The organism is Nocardia brasiliensis ATCC 700358, from assembly GCF_000250675.2.
Taxonomy (GTDB): Bacteria; Actinomycetota; Actinomycetes; order Mycobacteriales; family Mycobacteriaceae; genus Nocardia; species Nocardia brasiliensis_B.
Map to the genome: position 1 here is coordinate 7,668,139 of NC_018681.1, position 26,265 is coordinate 7,694,403.

At 68.1% G+C, this 26,265-nt stretch carries 30 protein-coding genes; 8 read left to right on the forward strand and 22 right to left on the reverse strand.

What is annotated here, in order from left to right; all coding sequences use genetic code 11:
• The first annotated feature begins 15 nt into the window (after window positions 1–15).
• The gene (locus tag O3I_RS34080; RefSeq protein WP_014987585.1) at window positions 16–714 is read left to right on the forward strand and encodes an SGNH/GDSL hydrolase family protein; all 699 of its coding nucleotides are present in this window, start codon (window positions 16–18) and stop codon (window positions 712–714) included.
• Here O3I_RS34080 and O3I_RS34085 read toward each other — a convergent pair.
• The 3 genes from O3I_RS34085 to O3I_RS34095 form a co-directional block, all read right to left on the reverse strand.
• Entirely contained in the window at window positions 708–1,322 is a 615-nt protein-coding gene (locus tag O3I_RS34085) for a dihydrofolate reductase family protein (protein ID WP_014987586.1), read from the reverse strand. The genes O3I_RS34080 and O3I_RS34085 overlap by 7 nt on opposite strands.
• Before the next feature lie 81 nt (window positions 1,323–1,403).
• The gene (locus O3I_RS34090; RefSeq protein WP_014987587.1) at window positions 1,404–2,114 is read right to left on the reverse strand and encodes a class I SAM-dependent methyltransferase; all 711 of its coding nucleotides are present in this window, start codon (window positions 2,112–2,114) and stop codon (window positions 1,404–1,406) included.
• Between the two features lie 103 nt (window positions 2,115–2,217).
• Entirely contained in the window at window positions 2,218–3,174 is a 957-nt protein-coding gene (locus tag O3I_RS34095) for a GlxA family transcriptional regulator (protein WP_014987588.1), read from the reverse strand.
• Between the two features lie 153 nt (window positions 3,175–3,327).
• Between O3I_RS34095 and O3I_RS34100 the strand changes: the two genes are divergently transcribed.
• Window positions 3,328–3,783, forward strand: a complete 456-nt coding sequence (locus O3I_RS34100; protein ID WP_014987589.1) for a hypothetical protein — start codon at window positions 3,328–3,330, stop codon at window positions 3,781–3,783.
• A 13-nt stretch (window positions 3,784–3,796) separates the two neighbouring features.
• Here the strand turns inward: O3I_RS34100 and O3I_RS34105 are convergent, their stop codons facing one another.
• The 4 genes from O3I_RS34105 to O3I_RS34120 form a co-directional block, all read right to left on the reverse strand.
• Window positions 3,797–4,153 (reverse strand): hypothetical protein, encoded by a 357-nt coding sequence (locus O3I_RS34105; protein WP_014987590.1) that lies wholly within the window; start codon window positions 4,151–4,153, stop codon window positions 3,797–3,799.
• Between the two features lie 130 nt (window positions 4,154–4,283).
• The gene (locus O3I_RS34110; protein ID WP_014987591.1) at window positions 4,284–4,934 is read right to left on the reverse strand and encodes a VC0807 family protein; all 651 of its coding nucleotides are present in this window, start codon (window positions 4,932–4,934) and stop codon (window positions 4,284–4,286) included.
• A 121-nt stretch (window positions 4,935–5,055) separates the two neighbouring features.
• Window positions 5,056–5,394 (reverse strand): hypothetical protein, encoded by a 339-nt coding sequence (locus tag O3I_RS34115; protein ID WP_063632379.1) that lies wholly within the window; start codon window positions 5,392–5,394, stop codon window positions 5,056–5,058.
• 218 nt (window positions 5,395–5,612) lie between these two features.
• A complete protein-coding gene (locus O3I_RS34120) occupies window positions 5,613–6,002 on the reverse strand; it encodes a hypothetical protein (protein WP_014987593.1) in 390 nt (129 codons plus the stop codon).
• A 247-nt stretch (window positions 6,003–6,249) separates the two neighbouring features.
• Between O3I_RS34120 and O3I_RS34125 the strand changes: the two genes are divergently transcribed.
• Entirely contained in the window at window positions 6,250–6,501 is a 252-nt protein-coding gene (locus tag O3I_RS34125) for a glutaredoxin family protein (RefSeq protein ID WP_014987594.1), read from the forward strand.
• A 23-nt stretch (window positions 6,502–6,524) separates the two neighbouring features.
• On the opposite strand, the gene O3I_RS34130 is transcribed toward O3I_RS34125, so the two are convergent.
• A complete protein-coding gene (locus tag O3I_RS34130) occupies window positions 6,525–7,433 on the reverse strand; it encodes an EamA family transporter (protein ID WP_014987595.1) in 909 nt (302 codons plus the stop codon).
• A gap of 154 nt (window positions 7,434–7,587) precedes the next feature.
• Window positions 7,588–7,917 (reverse strand): hypothetical protein, encoded by a 330-nt coding sequence (locus O3I_RS34135; RefSeq protein ID WP_014987596.1) that lies wholly within the window; start codon window positions 7,915–7,917, stop codon window positions 7,588–7,590.
• A gap of 133 nt (window positions 7,918–8,050) precedes the next feature.
• On the opposite strand from O3I_RS34135, the gene O3I_RS34140 reads away from it, so the two are divergent.
• Entirely contained in the window at window positions 8,051–8,428 is a 378-nt protein-coding gene (locus O3I_RS34140; protein ID WP_041563048.1) for a helix-turn-helix domain-containing protein, read from the forward strand.
• Window positions 8,429–8,519: 91 nt separating this feature from the next.
• Here the strand turns inward: O3I_RS34140 and O3I_RS34145 are convergent, their stop codons facing one another.
• The 4 genes from O3I_RS34145 to O3I_RS34160 all read right to left on the reverse strand — a co-directional run bounded on the left by O3I_RS34145 (window position 8,520) and on the right by O3I_RS34160 (window position 11,946).
• A complete protein-coding gene (locus O3I_RS34145) occupies window positions 8,520–9,113 on the reverse strand; it encodes an ATP-dependent Clp protease proteolytic subunit (RefSeq protein WP_014987598.1) in 594 nt (197 codons plus the stop codon).
• Window positions 9,114–9,115: 2 nt separating this feature from the next.
• Window positions 9,116–9,715 carry a ClpP family protease gene (locus tag O3I_RS34150; protein WP_424769592.1) on the reverse strand — a complete coding sequence of 200 codons (600 nt, stop codon included), beginning with the start codon at window positions 9,713–9,715 and terminating at the stop codon, window positions 9,116–9,118.
• Between the two features lie 79 nt (window positions 9,716–9,794).
• Window positions 9,795–10,985 carry an acyl-CoA dehydrogenase family protein gene (locus O3I_RS34155; RefSeq protein ID WP_041563049.1) on the reverse strand — a complete coding sequence of 397 codons (1,191 nt, stop codon included), beginning with the start codon at window positions 10,983–10,985 and terminating at the stop codon, window positions 9,795–9,797.
• A gap of 64 nt (window positions 10,986–11,049) precedes the next feature.
• Complete coding sequence (locus O3I_RS34160) at window positions 11,050–11,946, reverse strand: helix-turn-helix transcriptional regulator (protein WP_014987601.1); 897 nt, start codon at window positions 11,944–11,946, stop codon at window positions 11,050–11,052.
• Window positions 11,947–12,047: 101 nt separating this feature from the next.
• Here O3I_RS34160 and O3I_RS34165 point away from each other — a divergent pair, with 101 nt between their 5' ends.
• Complete coding sequence (locus tag O3I_RS34165) at window positions 12,048–12,797, forward strand: SDR family oxidoreductase (protein ID WP_014987602.1); 750 nt, start codon at window positions 12,048–12,050, stop codon at window positions 12,795–12,797.
• A gap of 62 nt (window positions 12,798–12,859) precedes the next feature.
• Here O3I_RS34165 and O3I_RS34170 read toward each other — a convergent pair whose 3' ends face one another.
• Together O3I_RS34170 and O3I_RS34175 are read right to left on the reverse strand one after the other, a co-directional pair.
• Window positions 12,860–14,425, reverse strand: a complete 1,566-nt coding sequence (locus O3I_RS34170; protein ID WP_014987603.1) for a peptide ABC transporter substrate-binding protein — start codon at window positions 14,423–14,425, stop codon at window positions 12,860–12,862.
• A 213-nt stretch (window positions 14,426–14,638) separates the two neighbouring features.
• Window positions 14,639–16,363 carry a thiamine pyrophosphate-dependent enzyme gene (locus tag O3I_RS34175; RefSeq protein WP_014987604.1) on the reverse strand — a complete coding sequence of 575 codons (1,725 nt, stop codon included), beginning with the start codon at window positions 16,361–16,363 and terminating at the stop codon, window positions 14,639–14,641.
• Window positions 16,364–16,520: 157 nt separating this feature from the next.
• Here O3I_RS34175 and O3I_RS34180 point away from each other — a divergent pair, with 157 nt between their 5' ends.
• A complete protein-coding gene (locus tag O3I_RS34180; RefSeq protein ID WP_014987605.1) occupies window positions 16,521–17,264 on the forward strand; it encodes a PIG-L deacetylase family protein in 744 nt (247 codons plus the stop codon).
• 6 nt (window positions 17,265–17,270) lie between these two features.
• Here the strand turns inward: O3I_RS34180 and O3I_RS34185 are convergent, their stop codons facing one another.
• Entirely contained in the window at window positions 17,271–19,391 is a 2,121-nt protein-coding gene (locus O3I_RS34185; protein ID WP_237748183.1) for a prolyl oligopeptidase family serine peptidase, read from the reverse strand.
• A gap of 124 nt (window positions 19,392–19,515) precedes the next feature.
• Here O3I_RS34185 and O3I_RS34190 point away from each other — a divergent pair, with 124 nt between their 5' ends.
• Window positions 19,516–20,343, forward strand: a complete 828-nt coding sequence (locus O3I_RS34190) for a hypothetical protein (RefSeq protein ID WP_014987607.1) — start codon at window positions 19,516–19,518, stop codon at window positions 20,341–20,343.
• A gap of 41 nt (window positions 20,344–20,384) precedes the next feature.
• Here O3I_RS34190 and O3I_RS34195 read toward each other — a convergent pair whose 3' ends face one another.
• The gene (locus O3I_RS34195; RefSeq protein ID WP_014987608.1) at window positions 20,385–20,966 is read right to left on the reverse strand and encodes a TerD family protein; all 582 of its coding nucleotides are present in this window, start codon (window positions 20,964–20,966) and stop codon (window positions 20,385–20,387) included.
• Window positions 20,967–21,115: 149 nt separating this feature from the next.
• On the opposite strand from O3I_RS34195, the gene O3I_RS34200 reads away from it, so the two are divergent.
• Entirely contained in the window at window positions 21,116–22,540 is a 1,425-nt protein-coding gene (locus O3I_RS34200) for a pyridoxal phosphate-dependent decarboxylase family protein (protein ID WP_014987609.1), read from the forward strand.
• Window positions 22,541–22,581: 41 nt separating this feature from the next.
• On the opposite strand, the gene O3I_RS34205 is transcribed toward O3I_RS34200, so the two are convergent.
• From O3I_RS34205 to O3I_RS34225, 5 genes are all read right to left on the reverse strand, one after another.
• Window positions 22,582–23,241 carry an RraA family protein gene (locus tag O3I_RS34205; protein ID WP_014987610.1) on the reverse strand — a complete coding sequence of 220 codons (660 nt, stop codon included), beginning with the start codon at window positions 23,239–23,241 and terminating at the stop codon, window positions 22,582–22,584.
• A 64-nt stretch (window positions 23,242–23,305) separates the two neighbouring features.
• On the reverse strand, window positions 23,306–23,632 hold the full coding sequence (locus O3I_RS34210) for a hypothetical protein (RefSeq protein WP_014987611.1): 327 nt from the start codon (window positions 23,630–23,632) through the stop codon (window positions 23,306–23,308).
• A gap of 142 nt (window positions 23,633–23,774) precedes the next feature.
• Window positions 23,775–24,374 carry a TetR/AcrR family transcriptional regulator gene (locus tag O3I_RS34215; RefSeq protein WP_014987612.1) on the reverse strand — a complete coding sequence of 200 codons (600 nt, stop codon included), beginning with the start codon at window positions 24,372–24,374 and terminating at the stop codon, window positions 23,775–23,777.
• A gap of 47 nt (window positions 24,375–24,421) precedes the next feature.
• A complete protein-coding gene (locus O3I_RS34220; RefSeq protein WP_014987613.1) occupies window positions 24,422–25,675 on the reverse strand; it encodes a pyridoxal phosphate-dependent aminotransferase in 1,254 nt (417 codons plus the stop codon).
• Window positions 25,675–26,229: a cysteine dioxygenase family protein gene (locus tag O3I_RS34225; RefSeq protein WP_041563052.1), complete on the reverse strand. Its 555-nt coding sequence runs from the start codon at window positions 26,227–26,229 to the stop codon at window positions 25,675–25,677. Before O3I_RS34225 ends, O3I_RS34220 begins: the two co-directional genes overlap by 1 nt.
• Window positions 26,230–26,265 lie beyond the last annotated feature (36 nt).

Sequence of the window (26,265 nt, forward strand, 5' to 3'; positions counted from 1 at the left end):
CGTATTGTTTGTTTCATGACCGTGGCGTACCCCACCACCGAAGAGACCGACCCGTTCTGCCTACCCCCGCTGGAGGCCGCGGCCCTGCTCTACGACTCCCCCTGGCGGCGCTTCGCCGTGATCGGGGACAGCCTGTCGGTCGGCACCGGCGACCCCAGCCCGGGCTACGCGACCCTCGGCTGGGCCGATCGCGTCGCCGACGTGCTGCGCCGGGTGCGGCCCGATCTCGCGTATCGCAATACCGGCGTGGTCGGCGCGACCACCGCGGAGGTCGTCCGGCAGCAAGCTGATCGACTACTGGAATTCGCCCCGGATCTGCTGCACCTGTCCAGCGGCGGCAACGATATCGTCCGCCGCACACCGGATTTCGGTGAGATCGAGCAGCAGCTGCGCGATATGTATCGCCTCGGTGCGCGCACCGGCGCCACGATGACCGTGTTCACCCTCGGCAAAGCCTATGTGGTGCCGGTCTTCCCGGATTGGACCGACCGCGTCCGCAGAGTCAACGACCTCACCCGCGCCTTGGCCGCGGAATACGATGTCGCCGTGGTCGATTGCTGGGAGCACCCGCTCAACGACCGCCCGAATCTGTTGAGCGCGGACCGGATTCATTTCTCCGCGTCCGGACAGGCGGTGCTGGCCGCGGAGGTGGTCAAGCAGCTCGCACACCTGCTCGACACCCCCGCCCGGCGGCAGCGCGACGACTACTACTGACCGGCCTCGGGCAGATGCACTTTCGCGTCGTCGTAGGTGGCGGTGGTGGCCGCTTCGTCGCGGGTGTAGATCAGGTTGAGCACGCCGGTCTCGAACGTCTGCGAGGAGAGCAGCCGCAGCGGCAGCGTCGATTCGCGGTCCGGGAACAGCCGAGCGCCCTTGCCGACGACGATCGGGTGCACCAGCAGGTGCAATTCGTCCAGCAGTCCGGCGTCGAGCAGTTGGAGCACGACCGAGACCGAACCGCTCATCCCGATATCGCCACCGGGCTCGTTCTTCAGCGCGGTCACGCCCTCGAGCAGACCGCCTTGCAACACCTCCGAATTGCGCCAGGTGAACTCCAGATCCTGGTGCGTGACGACGACCTTGCGCGCGTCGCCGAGGACCTTCGCGAAGGCCGCGTCCTCGCCGCCCGCGGCCTCCCGATCCGGCCATGCGCCGGCGAACCCCTCGTAGGTGTTGCGCCCGAGCAGCAGGGTGTCGGCGCCGCCGAGCTGGGCGTTGACCGCAACGCCCATCTCGTCGTTGAAGTACGGGAAGTGCCAGTCCTGCGGGTTGTCGATGACGCCGTCGAGGGACATGAACAGACCTGCGGTGATTTTTCTCATCGCCCAACTCCTGGATCAGTGGTGAGTACGTTGCCTGATCCGACGGTACGGCGCGCGGAAAATCATCGGTCACGCATCGACTCAGGCCCGTTCGGCTTCCAGCACCCAGACCGGCAGCAGCAGGTGACCGTCCGCGTCCAGTTCGAGCGGCATGCCCTGCAGCATCTCCCGGAACGCCGGCGGCGGTTTGATCGCGGTCAGCTTGCCGGGCCGCAGCTCGGTGAGTCGCCAGTCCGGCGCGGCGAAGGCCGCGCGCAACTCGTCTTCGCCGACCGCATAGGGCGCGTAGCCGGCGCTGTGCGGCCCTGCCGAGAAGCAGAGCTGGAACAGCCGCGCGCCGGGCCGCATCACCCGATGCAGTGCTGCCACATGCGCTTTGCGCTGCTCGGGGTCGAGGCAGTGCGCGAGCGCGCTGCTGACCACGGTGTCGAATCGATTGTCGTACCCGTCTAGTTCGGTGGCGTCCGCGACGGCGAAGGCCACCGTCACGCCGCGCTCGGCGGCGCGCGCGCGAGCCTTCTCGATGGCGGTCGGCGCGAAGTCCAGGCCCGTCACCCGGTAGCCGCATCCGGCCAGATAGATGGCGGTATCCCCTGGGCCACAACCGATGTCGAGCACATCGCCGGTGACCCGGCCGCCGCGCTCGAACTCCACGAGCAGTGGTTGCGGGCGATCTATCTCCCAGGGCAGCCGATCCATCACGGCACCCTCGACGAGGGTTCCGCTCTGGTAGGCCTGTTCGAAATCAATATCGGCCGGGTCGAGCCCGGATGGTGCCTCACTCTCGGTCATGAACCTGCCCCTTGCCTCGATGGTGGATCAGGATGAACGACCCGATCCTATCGAGAAACGGAGAACAAAGCTCCGTTTTGATCCGACATACTTCCAGCCGGATTCAATTGCCGACGCCGGCACCGTGGAACGCCGCGCGGTAGCTCTGCGGGGTGGTGCCGACTACGCGTTTGAATCGGTCCCGGAAGGCGGTCGGCGAGCCGAACCCGACCTGCCCGGCGATCCGGTCTACCGGGTGACCGGTGGACTCCAGCAGGTACTGCGCCTGCCGAATCCTGGCCCGCAGCAACCATTGCAGCGGCGTGGTGCCCACCTGCTCGCGGAAATGCCGGTTCAGGGTGCGGGTGCTGAGTTTGGCGTGCGCGGCGATGTCGTCGAGGGTCAGATCCTTCGCGGAATTGTCCCGCATCCACTGCATCACCGGCTCCAGCGAACAGCCGCGCGGCGTCGGCGGCTGGTCGTGCACGATGAATTGCGCCTGTCCCCCTTCACGTTCCAGCGGCACCACCGACAGCCGCGCGGTGTCGGCGGCCACCGCGGAACCATGGTCGCGCCGAATCATGTGCAGGCACAAGTCGATTCCCGCCGCGGCGCCCGCGGAGGTGAGCAGCTGACCGTTGTCCACGTAGAGCACGTCCGGATCGAGGTCGATCTCGGGATAGCGGGCGGCGAACTGCGTCGCGGCGATCCAGTGCGTCGTCGCCCGCTGCCCGTCGAGCAGGCCGGTCGCGGCGAGCACGAACGCGCCGACGCAGATGGACGCGATCCTGGTGCCCGCGGCCGCCGCCCGCCGCAGCGCGTCGAGCACCTCTTCCGGCACGGGCCGCTCGGGCTCGGCCCGGCCGGGCACAATGATGGTGTCGGCTTCGGCCAGCGCGGTGAGGTCGTAGGGCGGACGCAGCGTGAACGCGCCCGCGTCGACGGTGGGGGTGACACCGCAGACGCGCACCCGATAGGCCATCCGCCCGTCGGGCAGGCGCGCGCCGCCGAACACGTCGACCGGCGTCGCGAGGTCGGACGGAATGACCTTGTCCAGCGCCAGGACGGCTACGACATGCATGGCTTCAGGATAGGGTGCACCCGGATTCCAGCCAATAGCCATGAGCAGTACATCTTGCGCAAACTACGACGTCAGAGCTATTGGCGAGAATCGACCGGTGTATGGCCGTTTCGCCTATTTCGCTTCGGCCCGATGATCGTTAACCTCGCGGCTGTGACGAAGTTCCTGCTTTCGGTCCATGTGCTGGCCGTGATCATCGCCGTCGGGCCGGTCACGGTCGCGGCGAGCATGTTCGCGCCCACCACCCGCCGCGCCCTCGCCGGCCCCGCGAACGATCGCGACGCCGCCGTACTGGCGACGCTGCATCGCATCTGCCGGGTCTACGCCTACATCGGAATCCTGGTCCCCACGTTCGGCGTGCTCACCGCCTTGAGCCTCGGCGTACTCACCGACAAGTGGCTCATCGTTTCCATCGGCTTGACCGCGGCCGCCGCCGGGGTGCTCGCCATGCTCATCCTGCCCGGTCAGCACAAGATCCTCGCCGATCTGCCTGCCACGACCCCGGCACTGATCCGGCGGCTCGGCATGGACACCGGCATCTTCAACCTGCTGTGGGTGGTCGTCACCGTGCTGATGATCGTCCGCCCCGGTTCCACCACCGGGGCCTGACGACCGCGGCGGTCTACTCCGGAGCCGGAGTCATGTGCCGGATCGACTCCCCGCCCTTGGTGTGGTGCAGCTTGCCGAACCGGCTGTCCAGCAGATGCGCCATGCTTTCCGCCGCACCGGTGTACGCCTCCTCGACCGACGCCGCCCGATGGGTGACCGCGACCGGCGGTTGACCGTTCGGCCGCGCCTCGAGCACGCACTGCTTGTCGTCCGGTCCGCCCTTCTCGCCGTTCTGATCGGTGAGATGCGCCTCGACCCGCGTCAGCTGCGCGCTGAAACGGTCGAGCACCGAGGCGATTTCGGCTTCGGCCCGCTCGATCAGGCTCGCGCCGCCGTGGATGCCGCTTCCGGTATTGATCTGGATCTGCACTGCTTTCTCCATTCCGTGGGGTGGCAAACTCGACGAAACCGACACTACCTGCGCGCGCCCGGTGACCGAGTTCACGACGTCGGCCCGGTCCGTGGCGGACCGGGCCGAGCGGGCGCGTGAACTGCGCGGTTCAGGCGCAATCAGCCCGCTTGCGCAGCGCGACCGTGACCGCCAGCAGCGGCACGATCACCGCGATCATCAGGACCGGGGACAGCCACGCCATGGTCGGGATCGGCAGCTGGTAGGCGAGCACCACCCGGATCATGGCCTCGACCACCAGACCCGCGCCCCACAGCACGGCCAGGGTGGCGAACATCCGGCGCTTCGCGGCGTTGTCGCGGTAGACCGCTTCGAGGGCAGCCACCCGGGCCGGGCCACCGGCGACGGCCGCCTTGCGCGCCGCCAGGTAGGTCAGCGGCTTGCCCACCACGGCGCTGATCAGGAAGGCCAGGCCGATCAGCAGGGTGCCCGCCGAATCCTTCACGATCATCATCCGCGGGTCGCCGCTGATCAGCGATGCGACGAGGCCGAAAGCGAAGACGCTCAACAGGATCGCGGGAAACACCTCCAGCCTGCGGTGCCGGATCGCCTCGGCGACCACCATCGCCCCGGACAGCACGGTACCGGCCAGCAGCCCGGCGAAATCGCTGTAACCCAGTGCGTGCATGACGAAGTAGCCGCCCACCGGGACGGCGATATCGCGGGCGATCGGCGCGAGCAGGCTCAGGTGGCTGATCGGTGCGACGGTGGCAGCGGACTCGGTGGTGGTGGTGACGGTCATCGGGTGCTCCTCGGCGGCGTATTCAGCGGTGCGCTACGAGAATTGACGCTACGGACGCCGGGGAGCGGGCGGATCTGTCAACCATCACGACTGCGGCATGACAAGTGTCATGCCCGCGAGCTCACGCCCAGAGTGCCGCGACGACAGCCTGGTAGTCGCACGGTTCGAGCGAGGCGCGCCCGGTTGCCAGCAACCAGCGCTCGACCGCGCGGTCCGCGTCGGTGCGATAGGTCCGCTCGCCACCGCGCTCGATCTCGATCACGCCGCGCTGCACCCGCAGGGTCTCCGCCTCCGACAGCTGCGCGATGAAACCCTGGTATTCGCTGTCGTTTTCGCTGCCGCCGACGGCCGCCCGCGGTGCCGCGGCGATCAAACCGTGCAGTTGCGCCTCGTCACCGGAGGACAGCCGCCACTGGGGATTCGGTCTGCCGGAACGGATATCGAGTTCGACCCGGATCATGACCGCACCCCCGTTGACCACGCGCCGCGACGTGGGGCGGTGACCGCTGCCCCGAGCGGAGTCTCCGGCATCACTGTTCTCCTCGGCGGGCGCTCGAATGCGCTGATGGTAGCCGTGGTTCGGCGTCGCGGCCACCGGACGGAGCAGACGATTCGGACACGCCGCCGCCACCCCGGTACGTGCGTGCCAACCGGGCTTCACCTGGTGTAGCCGCGGGGTCAGCCGCCGAAGACGTTGCAGCCGTAGCCCAGATGCACACCGCGTCCGACGCGCAGGTCCACGGTCGCGACGATGCGGTCGTCGGGGGCCTGCACCGCGCTGATCGTGTGCGGGCCTTCCGTCGCGGGCACCCAGTCGCTCAGCGCGGTACCGCCGGACGGACGGACGACCGCGAACGGCACCCCGTTGTCGTAGAAGACCACGGGCTGCGTCACATCGGTCACCGCCGCGCGCGCCGTGTAGGTGCAGCCGGTCCCGTAGTTGGTCGCCAGCCCGAAATTGATCCCCGGATACATCGAAACCTGGGTCACCGTCGCCGCCGCCATGGGCGCGGCCAGCACCGCCGCCACCCCGAACACTCCCGCCACAACACCGATTCGCATCCGCATCCCGAGGGTCCTATCCGTCCTGTCACCGGTCCGCACCCCGGCCGACGTGGCCACGCACCCGGGGCAACTCCCCTAGATCCTCACCCCGGCCGGGCCCAGTGCGTGCCCGAACCGCCGAACTCGCCCCACCGCAGCGCAATACAGGGGGACCTTCACCGCTGACAAGGCCGAAAGCGCAGGTATAGGCTCGAAGGGACCGGCGAGCCGCAGCCGCCGGTCCGCCCGCTGAAAACCGCGAGGAAACACCGTGACCGAATCCGGCGACGCACCGATCACCATCTATTGGCGCCGATGGTGCCCGTTCTGCCAGCGCCTCGGCTTCCAACTGCGGCGGGCGGGCATCCCGTTCACCAAAGTGGACATCACCCGCGATCCGGCAGCGGCCGCCGAGGTGCGTGCGATCACCGGCGGTGACGAGATCACCCCGACGGTGCTCGTCAACGGACATCAACTGGTGAACCCCTCGCTCGACGAGGTCCGCGCGGCGCTCGCCGCGTAGCACCGCACGCTGCCCGATCCGGGTCAAGCCTTGCCCGAGGTGCGGGTCGCGCCCGCCGAAGCGGCCACCACGCAGACGATCCCCAGCCACTGCGGAATGTTCATCACCTGCCCCAGCAGGATCAGACCCGCCAGTGCGGCCACCGCGGGCTCCAGGCTCATCAGCACGCCGAACACCCGGGGCGGAATGCGCCGCAGCGCTTCGAGTTCCACCGAATACGGCAGCACCGAGGACAGCATCGCCACCAGGAACCCCACCACCAGTATCTCGGGATCGAGCAGCGCGCTGCCCGCTTCGATGATCCCGATCGGCGCGATCAGCAGCCCGCCGAAGGCCATCGCGATCGCGAGTCCGCCACCGCCGCTGGTCTGTTCGCCCAGGGCCGCGCTCAACAGGATGTAGCCCGCCCAGCACACCCCGGCCGCCAGCGCCAGCAGCACGCCGACCCATTCGACCTCGCCCTCGGCCTGGGTCAGCAACAGCACGCCGCCGCCCGCCAGCACCGCCCACACCGGGTCGATCCAGCGTCGCGACCCGGCCAGCGCGACGGCCAGCGGTCCGAGGAATTCGATCGTCACCGCCATGCCGAGCGGAATCCGATCCATCGCCTCGTAGATGGACAGGTTCATCAGGGCGAGCACCGCGCCGTACGCGAGCGCCACCGGCACCGCGCGCCAGCCGATGCGCAACGCCGAACGCCAGAACAACACCAGCACGAGCCCCGCGAAGACCAGTCGGATGCCGGCCGCGCCCGCGGCCCCGGTCACCGCGAACAACTGCTTGGCCAGTGCCGCACCCACCTGCACGCTGACGATCCCGGCCAGTACCAGCGCCGTGGGCGGCACGCCGCCGAGTCCGCGCTCCGCGATGCCCCGCCACACGGTCCAGGCTCGTCCCCCGCGAATCGGCCGTTCGACGTCGATCGCTACCACGGCAGTTCTCCCATCCACAGATCAATGTGCTTCGCCGCCGTTGCCCAGCGAAGCACATCTCTACGACAAGGAGAATTCGGTTTTTACTCCCCCCGCACGCGCGAATACGCTCCCGCGCTGGTGAGAACCCTGCGCCGGGAGCGTATTCCGGGCGCTACTTGCGACCGAGCGCGGATTCCAGCTGGGACTTGTTCATCTTGGAGCGGCCCTCGATGTTGCGCTGGCGAGCCTCGTTGTACAGCTGATCGCGGGTCGGCCCCTTGGGTCCCTTGCGCCCGGAACGCTGTCCGCCGCGGCTCTGCGGTGACTTGTCCTCGAGCGAGGAGCGGCTCGCGGTCTCGGACTCACCGGACTGCGCACGGTTCTTGTTCACCGTCCGCGCCGCGATCTCCTTGGCCCGTTTGGTGCTCGCGCCACGATCCTCGGCCGAGTCCTTGATGTGCTCGTATTGACGTTCCCGTTTATCACTCCATTGCTTCGGCATGTCACACCTCCTGCGCATCGAGTACCCCGGTAACCCTGCGCAAACATGCTTGTCGATGGCTGCGCGCGAGGGACACTTCCGCCCTGGGTGAACATCGCGTCGATCGGCGGCGCGGGGTGCGAGACTCGTGGGTATGGCAGCAGAAGACGATGGCGTGGTGGTCGATCTCGCTGCGCGCCGCAGCGCCGAGCCCCGTCGCGAGCCGGTCGAGGCGGCGACCCCGCTGTTGCGCGCCGTGTACGGCGAGGTGCTGCGGGACGAGCGGCTGGACCAGGATCGGACGCTGGCCGAGGTCGCGGCCGAGGTGGGGATGTCCAAGCAGTACCTGTCCGAGATCGAGCGGGGCCGCAAGGAACCGTCCTCGGAGATGCTGCACTCGATCTGCGGCGCACTCGGCATGCCGATCGAATCGCTGCTCTTCCGCGGCGCGCGCCGCCTGGGCGCGCTGCGCCAACTGCGCCCCCGCAAGGTCTCCGAGACCCGCGTCGAGATGTTGGCGCTGGCCGCCTGACCCGCGAAACCCGCTCGGGGACAGCGTGTTCCGCGATATCCAGAGCCGCGGCGCCGAGGGCTGACCGCTCGACGCCGCGCTGGATCCCCGCTCAATGGCCGCGAGTCACGATCAGTTCGTCGGCCAGCCCGTACGCCACCGCGTCCGCGGCGGTGAAGACCCGGTCGCGAGCCGTGTCCTTGCGCAACTGCTCGACCCGCTGCCCGGTGTGTTTGCTCAAGATCTCCTCGGTCTGCGCGCGGATCCGCATCACCTCCGCCGCCTGCAGTGCCAGGTCGGAAATGGTGCCCTGGCCCTGCGCGGACGGCTGATGCAGCAGCACCCGCGAGTGCGCGAGCACATACCGGCGCCCCGGGGCGCCCGCGGCCAGCAGCACCGCCGCCGCGGAGACCGCCTGGCCCATGCAGTAGGTCTCGATCGGGGTGCGCATGAACTGCATGGTGTCGTAGATCGCGAGCATCGCGGTGTTCGAACCGCCCGGCGAATTGATGTAGATGCCGATCTCCCGGTCCGGCGATTCGGACTCCAGATGCAGCAACTGTGCCATCACCACATTGGCGACGCCGTCGTCGATCTCGGTGCCGAGGAAAATGATTCGGTCGTTGAGCAATCTGCTGAACACGTCGAAGGAGCGCTCGCCGTTCGGCGTCCGTTCGATGACATGCGGAATGGTGTATTGCGACATGGCTACAGCCCCGCTCGGTGTCCGTTGGTGAATGGTGCGATCTGGTGGAAGTCTTCGGCGATCCGATCGACGATCCCGTACTCGCGCGCCTGCTCCGGGGTGAACCAGCGGTCCCGGTCGCTGTCCTCGCGGATCTCCTCGAGTGTGTGGCCGGTCTCGGCCGCGAGGATCTGCTCGGACTGCAATTTCATGTACTCGAGATTCTCCGCCTGGATCGCGATATCCATCGCGGTGCCGCCGATGCCCGCGGACGGCTGGTGCATCATGATCCGGCTGTGCGGCAAGCTGATTCGCTTGCCGTGCGTGCCGGAGGCGAGCAGCACCTGCCCCATGCTCGCGGCGAACCCGACCGCGACGGTGACCACGTCGTTGGGGATCAGCTTCATGGTGTCGTAGATGGCGAGCCCGGCGAGCACCGAGCCGCCGGGTGAATTGATGTAGACGACGATGTCGCGTTTGGCGTTCTCGGCGGACAGCAGCACCAGCTCGGTGCAGGCCCGCTCGGCCATCGCGTCGTCGACCTCACCGGTGAGCAAGATCGTCCGATGGCGGAACAATCTGTCGGCTAGTTGGCCTCGATAGTCCAGGTGCGATGTTTCGATCATGCCTCAGGTGTAGTCGCGCTCAGCCCCTGATCGGCGCTGTGTCTGCCAACAGCAGACCGCCGTTGCACCGTAGGGCTCAGCGCTCGCCGAGTACCAGAGGGAATTCCGGGGTGCCGCCGAGCAGGAAGGCGCCTGCTGTTTGGAGCATCTGGTCGTGGGCCATGAGATGGGTTGTCATGGTGCTGGTGTCGCGCAACCAGACATCGAGTGGGCTGGGCTTGTACACCGACGCCGTGCCGACCAGCTCGCACAGCCGGGCGACGATGCGGCGGCAGGCCCGGTACGCGTGGGTCCGGGTCAGCAGGGTTTGGATCCGGAGGTCGGCGGGAAGTTCGGCGAAACGCTTGTGGTCCAAGGCTTCCCACTGGGTGCGCAGACTTTCCACCACCGCGGCGCGGGCGACGATGTACTCCATCTCGCACTCGCCCAGGATGTATTGGGCGCGATAGTTGTCCGCCCACCGCTGCCCGGTACCGGGCAGCACCTTGCCCTCGGCCAGCTCGCGGACGTGATCGAGCGCGGCCCGTGCGGCACCGAGCGGGACGCCGGGCATCACCCGGGGCAGCGTCTCCGGTTCGGCGAGTTTGCCTGTGCCGCTTTTCGGTTCGAAGAAGTCGAAGGAGTGATGTGCGGGGATGAACAGGTTGTCGACGGCATAATCGTTGCTGCCACTGCCGCGCAAACCGGTGCTGTCCCAGGTGTCGAAGACCTGCACCTGATCGCGCCGCATGCAGAACATCCGCGCGAGCGGGGCACCGTCGGCGGTCGCCGGGGCACCGTCGTCGAACACCATGGCGCCGCCGACCACGAGGTCGGCATGGTTGATGGCGCTGCCCAGCTTCCAGCGCCCGCTCAGCCGGTAGCCGCCGGGAACGCGATCGGCGCGGCCCGCGGGCGCGATCAGTCCGGCGGTGATGAGATCGCGGGTCGGCATCAGCTCGGCGACGGCCTGCTCGTCCAGAAACCCGGCGTAGACGCCGGTCGCCGCGCCGATCATCGCGCACCAGCCGGTGGCGGTGTCACCGTAGGCCAGCGCCTCGAACACCTCCAGCTGCTCCAGTGAGGTGAGCCCGGGCCCGCCGAGTTCGGCGCTGAAGCCCATCGCGTAGATCCCCATCGCGCGCAGCCGCTCGACGATATCGGCGGGCAACTGCCGCGCCGCATCGATCTCCTGCCTTCGCTTCGCCAGCTCGGGCGCGAAAGTCTTTGCGGCTTTCAGCAACTCGGCCGCTGTCGGCACCTCGGACACCGTGGTTCCTCCGCTCATCTCGACAACGCCTGCCGCGCAAGCACCGTCGAGTATCGCCGGGCCCGGCCACACCGCCCAGGGTTCAGTCCGGTGGCCGGACCGAGCCCCCGCGCCCCGCCTCGACCGCGTGCGCGTCGGGGTCGTGCAGCAGCGGGTCGCCGGTGGCGATCATGCTGCCGAGCAAGGCCAGGGTACGTTCGGAATCCGAACCCGGTTGCGCGTGATAGGCGATGAGCAGTTGCCCCGGCGCGCCGTTCACCGTGAAGGTCTCGTAGGCCAGGGTCATCTCACCGACCAGGGGATGCGCGAAGCGCTTGCGGCCCGCGATCTTCGCGCGGATATCGTGCCTGGCCCACAGGGTACGGAAGTCCTCGCTCTTGAGCGACAGCTCGCCGACGAGGTCGGTCAACCGCGGATCGTCCAGATCCGTACCGACATTGGCGCGTAAGCTCGCCACGGTCTCCGCCGCGTGCTGCGCCCAATCCGGGTAGATCCGGCGGGCTTCCGGGTCGAGGAACATCATCCGGACCTGATTGACGCCGGGCACCGAACATGGATTGACCGCCGCGGCAAGCGGATTCGCGATCAACACATCGAGATACCGGCCGAGCACCAGCGCGGGTGTATTGGGCCACTGCGCCATCAGGCTCGCCAGCCCGGGGCTCACGCGTTCCGCACGCTGCGGCGCCCTGCGCTGCCGCACCGGCGGCCTGGCCAGGTCCCGCAGGTGTGCGGTGCCCTCTTCGTCCAGGTCGAACACCCGCGCCAACGCCGCCACCACCTGTTCGGAGGGGTGCTTGTCCCGCCCTTGCTCGAGCCGCACGTAATAGTCGGCGCTCATGCCGGCAAGCAGCGCGACTTCTTCGCGGCGCAGGCCCGATACCCGGCGCTGACCACCGCCGGACATCCCGAAATCCTCTGGGCGCACCAGCTCGCGCCGCGCCCGCAGGAAGGCGCCCAGTCGGTTGTCGGAATCCATACTTCGAGCGTAAGTGAGCCCCCGCGTTCCTGGGTGGCCCTCCCACTACCAGGAAGTCCTTCCCCTGGCACGGCGTCGTGACCTGCACGAATGTTGTGGTCATGACAAACAACCTCACCGGCCGCGTGGCGGTCGTCACCGGCGCGACCAGCGGTATCGGCGCCGCCACCGCACAGCGGCTCGCGGCCGACGGCGCGAAGGTCGCCCTGCTCGGGCGGCGCAAGGACCGGCTCGACGAACTGGCCGCACAGATCGGCGGCGAGGTGCTCGCCGTCGCCACCGATGTCACGGTCCAGCAGTCCGTGCTGGATGCCGCGGCCACCGTGCGGGCCGCGCTCGGCCCGGTCGATCTCGTGGTCGCCAACGCGGGTGTCATGCTCGCCGCACCGTTCGAGGCCGCCGCCACCGCCGAGTGGGATCAAATGGTGGGCACGAATATCAGCGGACTGCTCTACACCGGAAGGGCTTTCATCGACGACCTGCTCGCCGCCGCGCACGCGGGCAGCCGCGCCGATCTGGTCCTGATCGGCTCCATCGGCGGACACCAGGTGTTCCCGAACTACGGCGTTTACACCGCCACGAAGGCGGCGGTCGCCCATCTGACCCGTAATCTGCGCGCCGAGTTCGGACCGCGTGGCGTGCGCGTGAAGAACATCGAGCCCGGACTGGTGCGCACCGAACTCGGTGACGGCATGCGCGACACGAGCCAGAAGGCCGGGCTCGCCGAATGGCGCGGCAGCTTGGAAACCCTTGTGGCCGATGATATCGCGGACGCGATCGGCTACGCGGTCGCGGCGCCCAAACGGATGAACGTGGCCGAAATGATCGTGGTCCCCACCCAGCAGGGCTGACAAGCGAAGGCCCGCCGACGCTTTCGCGCGTCAGCGGGCCTCGCCCGGCGAATGCCGAACTGCTACTTCTCGATTCCCTCGAAGTCGAACAGTCCGTTCCAGGCCAGCTCGGCCTTCTTGATGTTCTCCGAGCGGCCTGCGGCGGCCTGGTAGTCGAACATCGGGATATCGGCCATGTCCTTGAACAACAGCGTCTGCGCCTGCGCGACGATCTTGTAGGACTCCTCCTGCGTCGACGCGGCCAGCGCCTCGTTCAGCAGTTTGTCGAACTCGGGGTTGTTGTAGTTGACGTTGTTGGTCTCGGAGAAGCTGTAGTACATCGCACTGAGGAACTGCAGCATCGTCGGGTAGTCACCCTGCCAGCCGTACCGGAACGCCTTGTTGATCGTCTTGGCGTTGATCAGGTCCCGGATGGTCTTGAACGTCGGATACGGAGTGCCGACGGCCTCGATGCCGAGGGTGTTCTTGATGCTGTTCGCGGTGGCCTCGACCCAGCCCTGGTGGCCGCCGTCGGAGTTGTAGGCGATCTCGTACGTGCCCGACCACGGCGAGATGGCATCGGCCTGGGCCCACAGCTTCTTGGCCTCGGTCGGGTTGAACTTCAGGAACTCCGAGCCCGGCAGGTCACCCTTGAAGCCGGGCAGCGTGCTCGCGGTGAAGTCCCGCGCCGGAATCCGGGTGCCGTGGAAGATGTTCTGCGAGATCTGTTCCCGGTTGATCGCCATCGACAGCGCCTTGCGCCGGAGCAACCCTTCCTCGCCGCCGAAGTGCGGCACCGTGGTCTGGATGCCGATGGACGCCTTGTACGCGATCGGCTTGGTGATCGCGCGATCGCCGAGGTCCTGCTGGTAGGTGCCCATCGCGCTGTCGGGGATCACGTCGAGGGTGTCGAGGTTGCCCGCCTGCAGATCGGCGTACGCCGTGTCGAACGACTGGTACATCACGAAGCGCAGACCGTCGTTCTTGGCCGGCCGCCCGCCCTTGTACTCCGGGTTGGGCACCAGGTCGATCTGCACGTTGTGCTGCCACGCGGCGTCGCTGGCGAATTTGTACGGCCCGTTGCCGATCGGGTGCTCGCCGAACGCCTTCATATCCTTGAACGCCACCTCCGGCAGCGGGTAGAACGGCGCGTATCCGAGTTCGGTCTCGAAGTCGATGGACGGCGATTCGAGTTCGACGGTGAAGGTGCGATCGTCGACCACCTTCAGCCCGGACATCGTCTTGACCGTCGGGTTCTCCGCCGACACGTCCTTGAAGCCCTTGATCGGATTGAACACGTAGCTCTGCAGCTGCGCGTTCGTGCTGAGCGCGCCGTAGTTCCAGGCGTCGACATACGACTTCGCGGTGACCGGTGTGCCGTCGCTGAACTTCCAGTCCGGCTTCAGGGTGATCTTGTAGTTCTTCCGGTCGGTCGTCTCGATCTTGTCGGCGACCTCGTTGTGCGCCTTGCCGTCGGCGTCGTAGTACTTCAGCCCGGCCCACAGCCGGTCGACCACGCGACCGCCCATGTTCTCGTTGGTGTTGGTGGGCACCAGCGGGTTCTGCGGCTCCCCCGCATTGGTGGTCACGATGCTCGAATCCGCACCGCCGTCCGACGAACATGCGGTGGCGCCGAGGCTTGTGGCCATCAGCGCCGCCGCGAGCAGCGCACCAGCTCTTGTGAATCTCACGCGTTCTCCCGATTCATAACCGGCCTTCGAGACACACCCGAGCACGACGGAACTCCCCGTGCCCGATCCCGACAACCTTGGAATGTCCTCGGACACTAAACCTTCCGCGCCCGGTTGTCATGGGATCTACCGATGATCAGACCCGGCCGGCCGCCGGAGCCGGGTAGCGGTTCACGCGCGGCTCTCGATGCTCTCCTTGACCTTGGCGATGGCGAAGCCCCAGGCCTGATCCAGCGTGGGCTTCGGCGGCACGGAGATCTCGTCGGGGTTGGTGACCACGTCCAGCAGCACCGGCTTGCGTAGCCGCAGCGCCTCCGCGATCGCCCCGTCGAGCTCGTCCGGGTCGGTGACCCGGCGCGACTGCAACCCCATCGCCTGCGCGACCGCGGCGATGTCGGGGTTGTCCAGCACGGTACCGAATTCGGGCAGGCCGCCCTCCTCCTGCTCTAGCTTGACCATGCCGAGCCTGCCGTTGTTGAACACCACCGCGGTGAACGGGAGGTCGTAGGTGACGGCCGTGCGCAGGTCGCCGAGCAGCATCAGCAGTCCGCCGTCACCGCAGAAGGCGACGACCTGCCGGTCGCGGTCGAGAATCTGCGCGCCCAAGGCCTGCGGCATCGCGTTGGCCATGGACCCGAAATTGAACGAACCGAGCAGCCGGCGCGAGCCGCGCATGGTGAGGAACCGGGACAGCCACACCGTCGACATGCCGGTATCCGAGGTGAAGATCGCGTCGTCGGACGCGTGCTTGTTCACCGCCGCGGCGACCGCTTCGGGGCGGATCAGCTCATCGGGGTTGTCCAGGTGCCGCCGGATCCGGCCCAGGAATTTGCGGTCGTGCTTCGGCTCGGCCAACCGCAGCTGATGCTCCATCCAGCTCTGATAGTGCGACTGCGCCTTCGACAGGTGCTTGTCCGACTTCTTGGCGTCCAGCTTCGGGAGCAGCTCACGCAACGCCGGACCCGCATGGCCGACCATCGCGACGTCGACCGCGGTACGCCGGCCGATGTGCTCCAGCCGCGCGTCGAGCTGGATGACCGTCTTGCCGGTGGGATACCAGTCGCGATACGGGAAGTCGGTGCCGACCAGGAACAGCACGTCGCAGTCCTCGAGCGCCGCGTTGGCGGCCGGATTGCCGATCAGCCCGGTCTGCCCGACGGCGTACGGGTTGTCGTCCTCGAGGCCCTCTTTCGCTTTGATCGTCAGCACCATGGGCGCGTTGAGTTTCGCCGCCAGTTCCAGCGCCTCGGCACGCGCTTCCCTGGCCCCGATCCCGACCAGCAACGTCACCTTCTCCGCCTGGTTCAGCGTTTCGGCGGCCTGGCGCAGCTCATCGGGGCCGGGAACGATCGTGCGATCGCGGGCGACGAAACGCGGGCGGGCATCGGGATCGGCGAGCTTCAGTCCGCCGACATCACCGGGAATCGTCAGCACGGCGACGCCCTGGCGCGAGACGGCGGCGTTCACCGCCTGCTCGAGCAGCCGCGGCAGCTGTGCCGGGGTGGTGACCGTCGCGGTGAACTCGGCGACGTCGCGGAACACCGAGTCGTTGTCGACCTCCTGGAAGTACTCGCTGCCGATCTCGGCGGTGGGCACCTGGCCGCAGATCGCCAGCACGGGCGCGTGCGATTTCTTCGCGTCGTAGAGCCCGCCGAGCAGGTGGATCGACCCGGGCCCGACCGTACCCATACACACCCCGATGGTGCCGGTGAGCTGGGCTTGCGCCCCTGCCGCGTAGGCGGCGACCTCCTCGTGCCGCACCCCGATCCATTCCACCCGATCGTCGCGGCGGATCGCGTCGGTGATCGGGTTGAGCGCGTCGCCGACGACACCCCAGACCTGGGTCACGCCCTCCTCGGCCAGTGCGCTGACAATCATTTCCGCGATCGTGGTCATTCCTCGGCTCCTCTGCGATCTGTCGTCTTCCTCGGCGTCGTACCTCGTCTTTCCGCGGACATACCCGGCTACCAGCACACCATGCCGCGTAGCGAGGTGGACCACATTCCGGTCCCGTCCGCCGTTTGCCCCAGACCGTGCGGGGTAGCCGAGACGCATGCAGATCATCGACCTAGCCGCCCGAGGCACCCCGGTCAGCGCCTGGTCGCCCTGGCGGCAGCGCCAGCACGAGCTCTCCCTCGTCGGCTGGCGGCATCTGGTCGTGGTCGCCCCGCATCCCGACGACGAGGTGCTCGGCGTCGGCGGACTGATCGCGCTGGCCCGCGCGCAAGGCCTGCCCGTCACGGTCGTCACGGTCACCGACGGCGAGGGTTCCCATCCCGGCTCGCCCACCTACTCGCCGGCCGAGCTCGCGGACCTGCGCGCGCTGGAATCACGGCGCGCGGCAGCGGAATTGGGCGTAGACGCACCGCTCCAATTGGGTGTCGAAGACGGCAAGGTAGCTGCCGCGGAAGAGGCGGTGACCGACGCCATCACCGGCGTGCTCGCCGAATGCGGACGTTCCGGCGTGTGGTGCGCGACGACGTGGCGCCACGACGGGCACCCCGACCACGAGGCGGTGGGTCGCGCCGCCGCGGCGGCCTGCGCCGGTTCGGCTACCCGGCTGCTCGAATTCCCGATCTGGATGTGGCACTGGGCGACTCCCGAACATCCCGTCGTGCCCAGCAGCCGTGCCCGCACCTTGACCCTGCCCGGCCCGGCGGTCGAGGCCAAATTGCGCGCCATCGGGCAGTTCCGCAGCCAGATCCTGCCGATCTCGGAGCATCCCGCCGATCAGGCCGTGCTGCCGCCGCACGCGCTCGACCGGTTCACCGGCACCACCGAGACGTTCTTCGTCTGAGCCGGTCTAACCCGGCGCCATGAGCCGCCGCATGAAGTAGGTGTATTGCAGTGCGCTCATCTGCGCCTGCTCATCGATCGTGGTGCCCGCGCCGTGGCCGCCCTGGGTCGCCTCGTAGAAGAGGTACAGGTTGCCTAGTTCAGCGAGCCGCGCGGCGAACTTGCGCGCGTGCTGCGGACCGACCCGGTCGTCCTTGGTGGTGGTCCAGATGAACGGCTCGGGATATCGCACACCGGAACGCAATTGGCGATACGGCGAGATGGATTCGAGGAACGCGCGCTGCACGGGATCGGCGACACTGCCGTATTCGCCGACCCAGGAAGCCCCCGCGGCGATCTTCTCGTAACGCACCATGTCGAGCAGGGGCACCTGAATGCCCACCGCCTGCCACATCTCCGGGTGCTGCGTGAGTTCGACACCCATCAGCAACCCGCCGTTCGAACCACCCAGAATGCCGAGATGACGTGGCGCGGTGATGTTCCTGGCGATCAGATCCTTGCCGACCGCGGCGAAGTCGTCGAAGGCGCGCTGACGGTTGGTGGTCAACGCGGCCTCGTGCCAGGCGGGCCCGAATTCACCGCCGCCGCGGATGTTCGCCACCACGAACGCGCCGCCCCGCGCCAGCCACAGCCTGCCGAGAACCCCGTCGTAGGTAGGGGTTTGGGAGATCTCGAAGCCGCCGTAGCCGTACATGATCGTGGGCGTGCTGCCGTCGAAACGCAGATCGGCGGCGTGCACGATGAAGTACGGCACCTGGGTGCCGTCGGGTGAGACGGCTTTGTGCTGTTCGACCACGTACCGGGAAGAATCGAACCGGGACGGCGTGGATTTCACCGGTTGTGCCTGCCCGCTCACGGCGTCCAGCCGCCATACGGTGGTCGGATCCAGAAAGGACGTCACCGACAGATACGCGGCGCTGCCCTTCGCGTCCGCGTCCACCGTCGCGATCGCGGCGTTGTCCGGCAACGGAATCGGAGCCGCCGACCACGAACCGTCCGGCTGCGGGGTGTAGACGGCGGCACGGCCGCGCACGTCGTTCATCGCGGTGACGACCAGCCGATCACGGGTGGCGAGCACACCCTCGGCGGTCTCGGTGGGGCCCGGCACGTACACCGGGGTGGCGCGGAGCCGCTGCGGCTCTGCAGCCATCTCGTCGGCGTTCAGCGACACCAGCGACCCCGCCCGGAAAGTCGCGCCCTCGGTCGTCCAGTCCTGCCGCACGGTCAGCACGATCCGGTCGCCGACCCGTCCGGCGAAGTCCGACTTCGGGGGCAGCGCGAGGGCGGCCGTGCCCGACCCGGTGAGCAGGGTGAAGCTACGTTCGAAGAACGACGGCGAGCGCTGAACGACGTTGAGCCGGTGGCCGTTTCCGTCACTCAGCAGCAGCGGCGCCGTCGCCAGCGCGTCGGTCTTTTCGCCACGCACCACCTCCGTCGCGTCCGCGAGCGGTCGGCTCCGGTGCACCTTCTTGACGATGTACGGATAACCCGACGTGGTCACCTCGCCCGGCTGCCATTCCCGCGACACCAGCAAGGTGTCCTCGCCGGACCACGCGACATTCTGTTTGCTCCGCGGCAGGACGAACCCGTCGGACACGAATTGTGCGGTGGTCACGTCGAATTCGCGGATCGTGACCGCGTCCTCGCCGCCCTCGGACAGGCTGATCAGGCAGCGCGTCCCACGCACCGACTCGCAGTCGGCGCCCTTCCAGACCCAGTTCTTGTCCTCCGCTTCGGCCAGCGCGTCCAGGTCGAGCAGCGTGGTCCACTTCGGCTGTGCCGACTCGTAATCGGCGACCGAGGCGACCCGCCAGATCCCACGCGTGTGCTCGGGGTCCTGCCAGAAGTTGGCGATCCGTCCGTCCACGAGCTGCGGCATCGGCAGGCGGTCGGGCGCGTTCCCGAGTTCCTTTGCCGTGGCGAGATTCTCGGCGTAGCGCGGGTCCTGCTCCAGCACGCCGAGCGTCTTCTCGTTCTCCGCCGCCACCCAGCTCTGCACCCGCGCGCCGTCCAACTCTTCCAGCCACAGGAAAGGATCGTCCGGCGCCGCGTCCCGCCCACCGCAGGCGGCCGCCGTCACCACCGCGCATACGGCCGCGGCGGCCCTGGTCATACGTCTAGCGCCCACGCCACTCATGCTGCTCCCTGCGGATCACACTTCGCTGCACCGACCGAGCTGTCCCGGGCAGCCTACCGAAACGTCCCATGAACGGGTTGACCTCGAGTGCGGTCGAGGTTTCAGACTGTCGGGTATGACGACGTGGATCTGTGATGGGTGCGGGCTCGAACACGCGAATACCGTTGCGCCGCCGCCCGACAACGGCTGTGTGTTCGCCAGCGACGCGGTGAGCATCGAGGAGCGCGGCGACCTGGGACCGCACGGGCACTGGACGACGCATGCGGAACTGGCGCGACAACCGCACGAGGTGGAACACCGCGACCACGGGCGCGGACTGCACAGCCTGCGCCGCACACCGCGATTCGCGATCGGCCACTGGTCGTTCGTCGCGCAGACGCCACACGGGAATCTGCTCTGGGATCCGCCCGCGTACATCGACGACGACATCGTCGAGCGGGTCCGCGCGCTCGGCGGCGTCGCGGTGGTCGCCACCAGCCACCCGCACATGTTCGGCGCACAGGTCAGCTGGAGTCACGCCTTCGGCAAGGTACCGGTCTTGGTCAACGCGCTCGACCAGGAATGGGTACCGCGTCCGGATCCGGTGCTGGAGTACTGGTCCGACCGCATCGAGCCCTTGCCCGGCCTCGAACTGATCCACGTCGGCGGCCACATGCGCGGCAGCTCCGTCGCCCGCACCGCCGACGGCACCCTGCTCACCGGCGACACCGTCAGCGGCAGCCTCGCGCCCGGCTGGGTGACGTTCCAGCGCAACTTCCCCAAGCACGTGCCGCTGTCGCCCGCCGTCGTGCGGCGCATCGTCGACCGGCTGGACCAGTTCGAGTACGACCGGCTCTACACGCTGGGTGGCGATACCGTGGACCAGGACGCCAAACAGGCCGTGCACCGCTCCGCGGAACGCCATATCCGCTGGGTCAGCGGCGAATTCGACCACCTGACCTGACCCGCCCACGCGCCGCGCGAGCCGGTCCGGACCAGGGTCGGCTACGCGAGGGCGAAGCGGAGCAGCGCCTGCTTGTCGCCCTGCTTGATCTTGCCCTTGCGGTTGAGCACTTCCAGCTGCCAGTTCGCGCCGTTGCGGAACGCGCGCGCGACGGCGTTCGCATTGTCCGCGCCGAGCAGTGACGGCCAGATGTCGGCGACCTGCTGACTGCTACCGCCGCTCGCGTCGTACACCTTGAAACTGATGTTGTTCGCCTTCTCGAAGGAGCTGCCCTTCTTGAACGCCGCGGCGACGAACACGATCGCGTCGATGCCGCCCGGCACGTCCGCGAACGTCACGTGCACCGTCTCGTCGTCGCCGGTGGCGGCGCCGGTCTGCTCGTCACCGGAGTGCAGCACCGAGCCGTTGCCGAGCGGGTCCAGCGAATCGAGTCCGGCGAAACGAACCGGCTCACTGCCCTGCATCAGGATGGCGATCAAATCGAGGTCGACGCCGCGCTTACGCCGCGCCCAGCCCAGTGCGCCGCCGCTGGTGCCCCCGGAAGGATCCCAGCTCACCCCGACACTCAGCTTGGTGACACCGGCAAGATCTGCGGCGCCGTCTTCTTTCTTGAGCGTGATCATAGGATTCAGACTAGCGGCGGTTTCGTAAATCCAAGGGGGCGAGAAAGTCTCGTTCCGGCTGCGGGCAGCACAACGAAAATGTTTGATACGCATCGGCTCTCAATGGTTGGCTATTTACAAGAGCGAACCCACGAGAGTTCGGTAGAGGTATGGCCGATCCGCTGAAAGAACAGGAATTCGCCGCACGCGCTTTGGAGCTGGTGCGCGCCACCGCCGGACCGTATCTCGACAGCCTGCCGCAACGCCTGGTGCACGACGGCACCGCCGATCCGCTGATCGATGAACTCGCCGGTGCGCTGCCCGAGCACGGCGACGGCACCCTGGCGGCAATCGAACGATTGCTGCGCGTCGGCACCGAAGCGGCGGTGCACAGCGCCGGACCGCGCTTCTTCCACCTCGTGGTGGGCGGGGCGACGCCTGCCGCACTGGCCGGCGACTGGATAACCGCTCTGCTGGACCAGAATGCGGGCCTCTGGGTCACTTCCCCGTTGGCCGCGCGCACCGAAACCGTGGTACTCGGCTGGCTCAAAGACCTTTTCGGGCTGCCCGCGGACTTCGGCGCGGTGCTCACGCCGAGCGCCACCTTCGCGAACCTCACCGGGCTCGCCGCGGCCCGCTACTGGTGGGCCGGCCGGCACGGGCACGACGTCGTCGCCGACGGTTTGGCGGGGCTGCCGCGGATGCCGGTGTTCACCAGCGGTCTCGTGCACGCCAGCACCCGAAAGGCGCTGCAGATACTCGGCTGTGGCCGGGATACGCTGCGCACCTTCGTCCGGGACGACGCGGGACGGCTCGACCTGCGGGCGTTGGAGCAGGCGCTGACCGAACTCGGCGGGGCGCCCGCCGTGCTCGTCGGCAATCTCGGTGAGGTGAACGCGGGCGATTGCGATCCGCTCGCGGACCTCGCCGAACTGGCCGAGAAGTATCGCGCCTGGTTCCACGTCGACGGCGCATTCGGGTTGTTCGCCACCGTGTCGCCGCGCACCGCGCACCTCGCCGCGGGGGTGGAGCGGGCCGACTCGATCACCGCCGACGGACACAAATGGCTCAATGTGCCACAGGAGAGTGGCTTCTCGTTCGTCAAGGACAAGTCCGTGCTCGGCAAGACCTTCGGCAGCTGGGGCGCGGACTACCTGCCGACCCTCGACGACGAACAGCTCAGCTACAACATGCACGGCCCCGAATCCTCGCGCCGCGCACGCGCGTTCCCGATCTGGGCGACGCTGCGCGCCTACGGCCGGACCGGGTATCGGGAGATGGTCGAACGCCACCTCGACGTGGCCGCGCATCTCGGCCGGGTGGTCGACGCGGCCGCCGACTTCGAGCTGCTGGCCCCGGTGCAGTTGTGCGTCACCTGTTTCCGCTACCGGCCACCCGGCGTCGCCGAGGCCGATCTCGATGATCTCAACGCCCGGCTCGGCGCGGCCATCCTCGCGGACGGGCGGGTCTACGTGGGCACCACGAAATATCGTGGCGTGACGGCATTGCGCCCGACTTTCGTCAACTGGCGCATCACCGAGCCCGAAGCGGATCTGCTGATCGAGGTGATCCGCGAACTGGGCCCCACGCTGTAACCGGCGAATCGCACTGCCGCGCCCAACTTTTCGCCGCAGGCTCAGGCCAGGAACTGGAGCGCCGACGGTTCACCCCGGTGCAGCGCGTCGGCGTGCGCGGCGACATTGAGTCCGTCGCTGAGGGTGGCTCCCGCAGCCAGTTTCGCGACGAGCCTGGACTCGGCCTCCTTGACCGCCGCGGCGTCGTCGAGCAAAGTCTCGATGCGGTCCGGGGCGACCACGATGACGCCCTCCTCATCGGCGAGGATCAGATCACCGGGCACCACCGGCACACCGCCGCAGGTCACCGGGATCTGCAACTCGCCGAGTTCGGTTGTGCTACCTGCCATCGGGGTGACGAAGCGGCTGTAGATCGGCAGCGGGCAGGACCGGACGTAGGCGATATCGCGGTAGCCGCCGTCGATGACGATGCCGCCGAGCTGACGGACGAGCGCACCCCGCGCGAACAGCTCACCGGCGAAGGCGATCTCGCTGCCGCCGCCGTCGACGACGAGCACATCGCCGGGCGCCGCGGTCTCGATCGCGCGGAGCACCGCGAAGAAGTCGCCGGTGCACCGGACGGTGAACGCGGGACCGAAGATCCGCACGGCACCCGAGCGGGGTCGAATCGCACTGTCCAGCACCCGCGTCGATTTATCGGCATCGCACAGCGCGGTGGTATCGACAGCACGGAATTTCTCGACAAGCTGGTCGGCCGGCATCGGTACCGCCCCTTCGAGGGTAGGAATATGCAGTTGACCTGACCTTACCCCGGCCGGGACACGGCTACAGAAACCCCAGTGGTTCTTGCATATTGATGGAGTAGACCTCGCCGAGATACCAGAACAGGGCTCCTGTCGCGGGCTCCGCCTCGTCGACCACGCAATATTCGAGCCCGGTGAGCAGGATGGATCGCCGCTCGGTCAGGCACTGCACCGGTCCCCGCGTTTGGTCGTACACCCCCGCGACCGCGAATCGCTGACCCGATATCGCAATTGTCTTGGGCCCGTTCCACAACCAATCCGGCCGGCCGAAAACGTACCAGTAGCAACCGAACGCGAACGTGGCGGCGACGATGACGGTAGCCAGCAATCCTCGGGCCATGTTCGCCATCTCGCACCTTTCCCGGGCCATGGATTCGCGCAAACAACTGGTTCGAGACGACGCCGGGAGATCATACGCCGGGCACCGTCGCGATCCGCGTCGCCGAACGCTCCCCCAGGTCGGATCGGCGTGCTGCGTCAGGTGCGGACGCTCAGTCCGGCGCGAAGGCGCGCAGCACCGCGTCGACCAGCGCGTCGGCGAACGCCGCGTCGAGCGGGCCGGAACGCATCAGCCAGCGCTGGGTGATCGGCGCGTACAGCAGGTCGAGGATCAGTTCGAGGTCGGCGTCCGGCGGTAATTGCCCCACCTGCTGGGCGCTGCGCAGCCGAGCCAGCTTCGCCGCTTTGATCGGCTGCTCCATCCGGTCCCGATAGGTCCGCGCCAGCTCCGCATCGTTGATGATCTCAAGGTTGAGCGCCCGGATCGGCGCCTCGAACGCCGGGTCGGCGAACTCGGCGACCGTGGCGCGCAACACCGTTCGCAGATCCGCCGCCAGATCGCCGGTGTCCGGCAGCGTGATATCGCCGTCCGCGCCCTCGCTCAGCGCGGCCAGCGCGTCGAAGACCACCGCTCCCTTCGACGGCCACCACCGATAGATCGTCTGCTTCCCCACCCCCGCCCGCGCCGCGATCGCCTCGATCGACAACTTCCCGTACCCGACCTCCGAGATCAGCTCGTACGTCGCGGTCAGAATCGCACTCCGCGACCGCTCACTCCGCCGCCCCGGATCCGGCCCACCAGCTCCCGCCATCCCCCCACCCTACAGCGAAACGAGACGGTCCGTCTTGATTTGAATGCTCAGGTCAGCGATTGAAGGGTGGCGTGCAGGCGGTCGAGGGCGGTGGCTATCCACGGGAGGGCGGTGGGGTCGGTGCTGGTCAGGGCTTGGTGGCGCTGGTCGGGGGTGCTGCCGTAGAGCAGGCTGGTCGCGGCGCGGAAGCGTAGCGCCGTGGGGCTGTCGCCGAAATGTTCGCCGGCCAGGACGCCGATGCCGAAATCGTCCAGCAGGTAGTCGGCCAGGGCGACACCGGTTTCGATGCCGCGTCGGGCGAGTGCGGGCCGGAGGCTTTCCAGGTCCGGGTAGAGATAGAAACCGGCCTGCGGTGCGCGGCAAGCGATTCCGGCCTTGGTGAAGATCGTGTGGGCGGTGGTGGCGACGGCGGCGTGCAGTCGCCGGCTGGCGACGATGCGGTCGGTCACCACTGCCGGCGCGTCGAAGACGAAAGTCGCCGCCGCCTGCATGGGGCCGGACAGGCAGGACCAGATCTCGCTGCCGAGGCCGCTGATCCGTTGCGCCAGTTGCTGTCCGGTGCGACTGGGCGGTGTACGAAGGTATCCGATGCGCCAGCCGCCCAGAGCCATCGACTTGCTCAAGCCGCCGGTCACGATGGTGCGCTGCGGCAACAGCAGGGCTGGACTGCACAGTGTCGCAGGGTCATACGCGAGATCACGATAGATCTCGTCGCAGAGGATCGTCAGCCCGTGCCGATCGGCGATCTCGCATACCCGCCCCATGACCGCCGCGCCGGCCACTGTTCCCGTGGGATTGTCCGGCACGGTCAGGATGAGTATCCGCGGATCGGCGCCCTCGGCGCGCGCGGTTGCGAGCGCCGCCTCGAGCAGGTCGGGGTCCGGCACGCCGCCCACCTCGCGGGGAATCGGCACGCCGATGGCACGCTTGCCGATCACCCCGATCTGCGCCGGATAGCTCACCCACGACGGAATCGGCAGCACGACATCGCCGGGCAGCACCGCGATCGCGGCGAACAGCAACGCCTTGCTCCCCGGCGCGAGCAGCACCTGTTCAGGACTCGTGGGCAGCCCGCCACGCGAGAGATACCGTGCGGCGGCCGCTCGCGCAGGCATGGTCCCGGCCACAGGCGTGTACGAATTCGCCGTCGCCCCTTCGGCCAGTGCCGCAGCGACTTCCGGCAGTACCGGCAGACCTGCTTCGCCGAACCCGAGGTGCAGAATGTCGTCGCCGGCCGCGCGCCGCGCGTTGATCTTCTCGTTCAGGGCCAGCGTGGCGGAGGGCGCGACCATGGCATCCATCAGGCGTCCGCGATGGGCAGTCGGTATTCCCGGCGCACGCTGGTGCCGAGCTTGCCGATGTGCGCGCCGTAGATATGGATCGAAATCACCGTTGTCGCACCGGCATTACGCACCAGATGGATATCTCCGGGCGGCGCGAAACCCACCGCCGTGCCTGCCGCGTTGGTCGCGTCGGCCGCCACCACCAGCCGCGCGCTCGGCCCCGCGCCGCGCAACTCGTACCGCTGTTCGGTCTCGGTGCCCTCGTAAACGCCTGCGACACACCAGGCCACATGATCATGGATCGGCGTCTGCTGTCCCGGCCGCCAGACGATGGCCACCACGGAGAAGCTGCCGTCGTCCTCGGTGTGCACCAGGTGCTGCCGATACCGCTGCGGATCGCCCTCGCGGTACTGCTCGGGCAGCAGACCCGGCTGCCGCAGGAAGGGCTCGAGCCGTTCGGCGACGAGCCGGGCCGCCTCGGCGGGCGGACGTTCGAGCAGCACGACTTCCCTTACCGCGCAGACGAGATCGGCGAGCTGTGGCGTGCTGGGTGCGGCTGTGCTGGTCGTCATACGGACCAGGATGCGGCTACGGACCGGTGCGGTCTA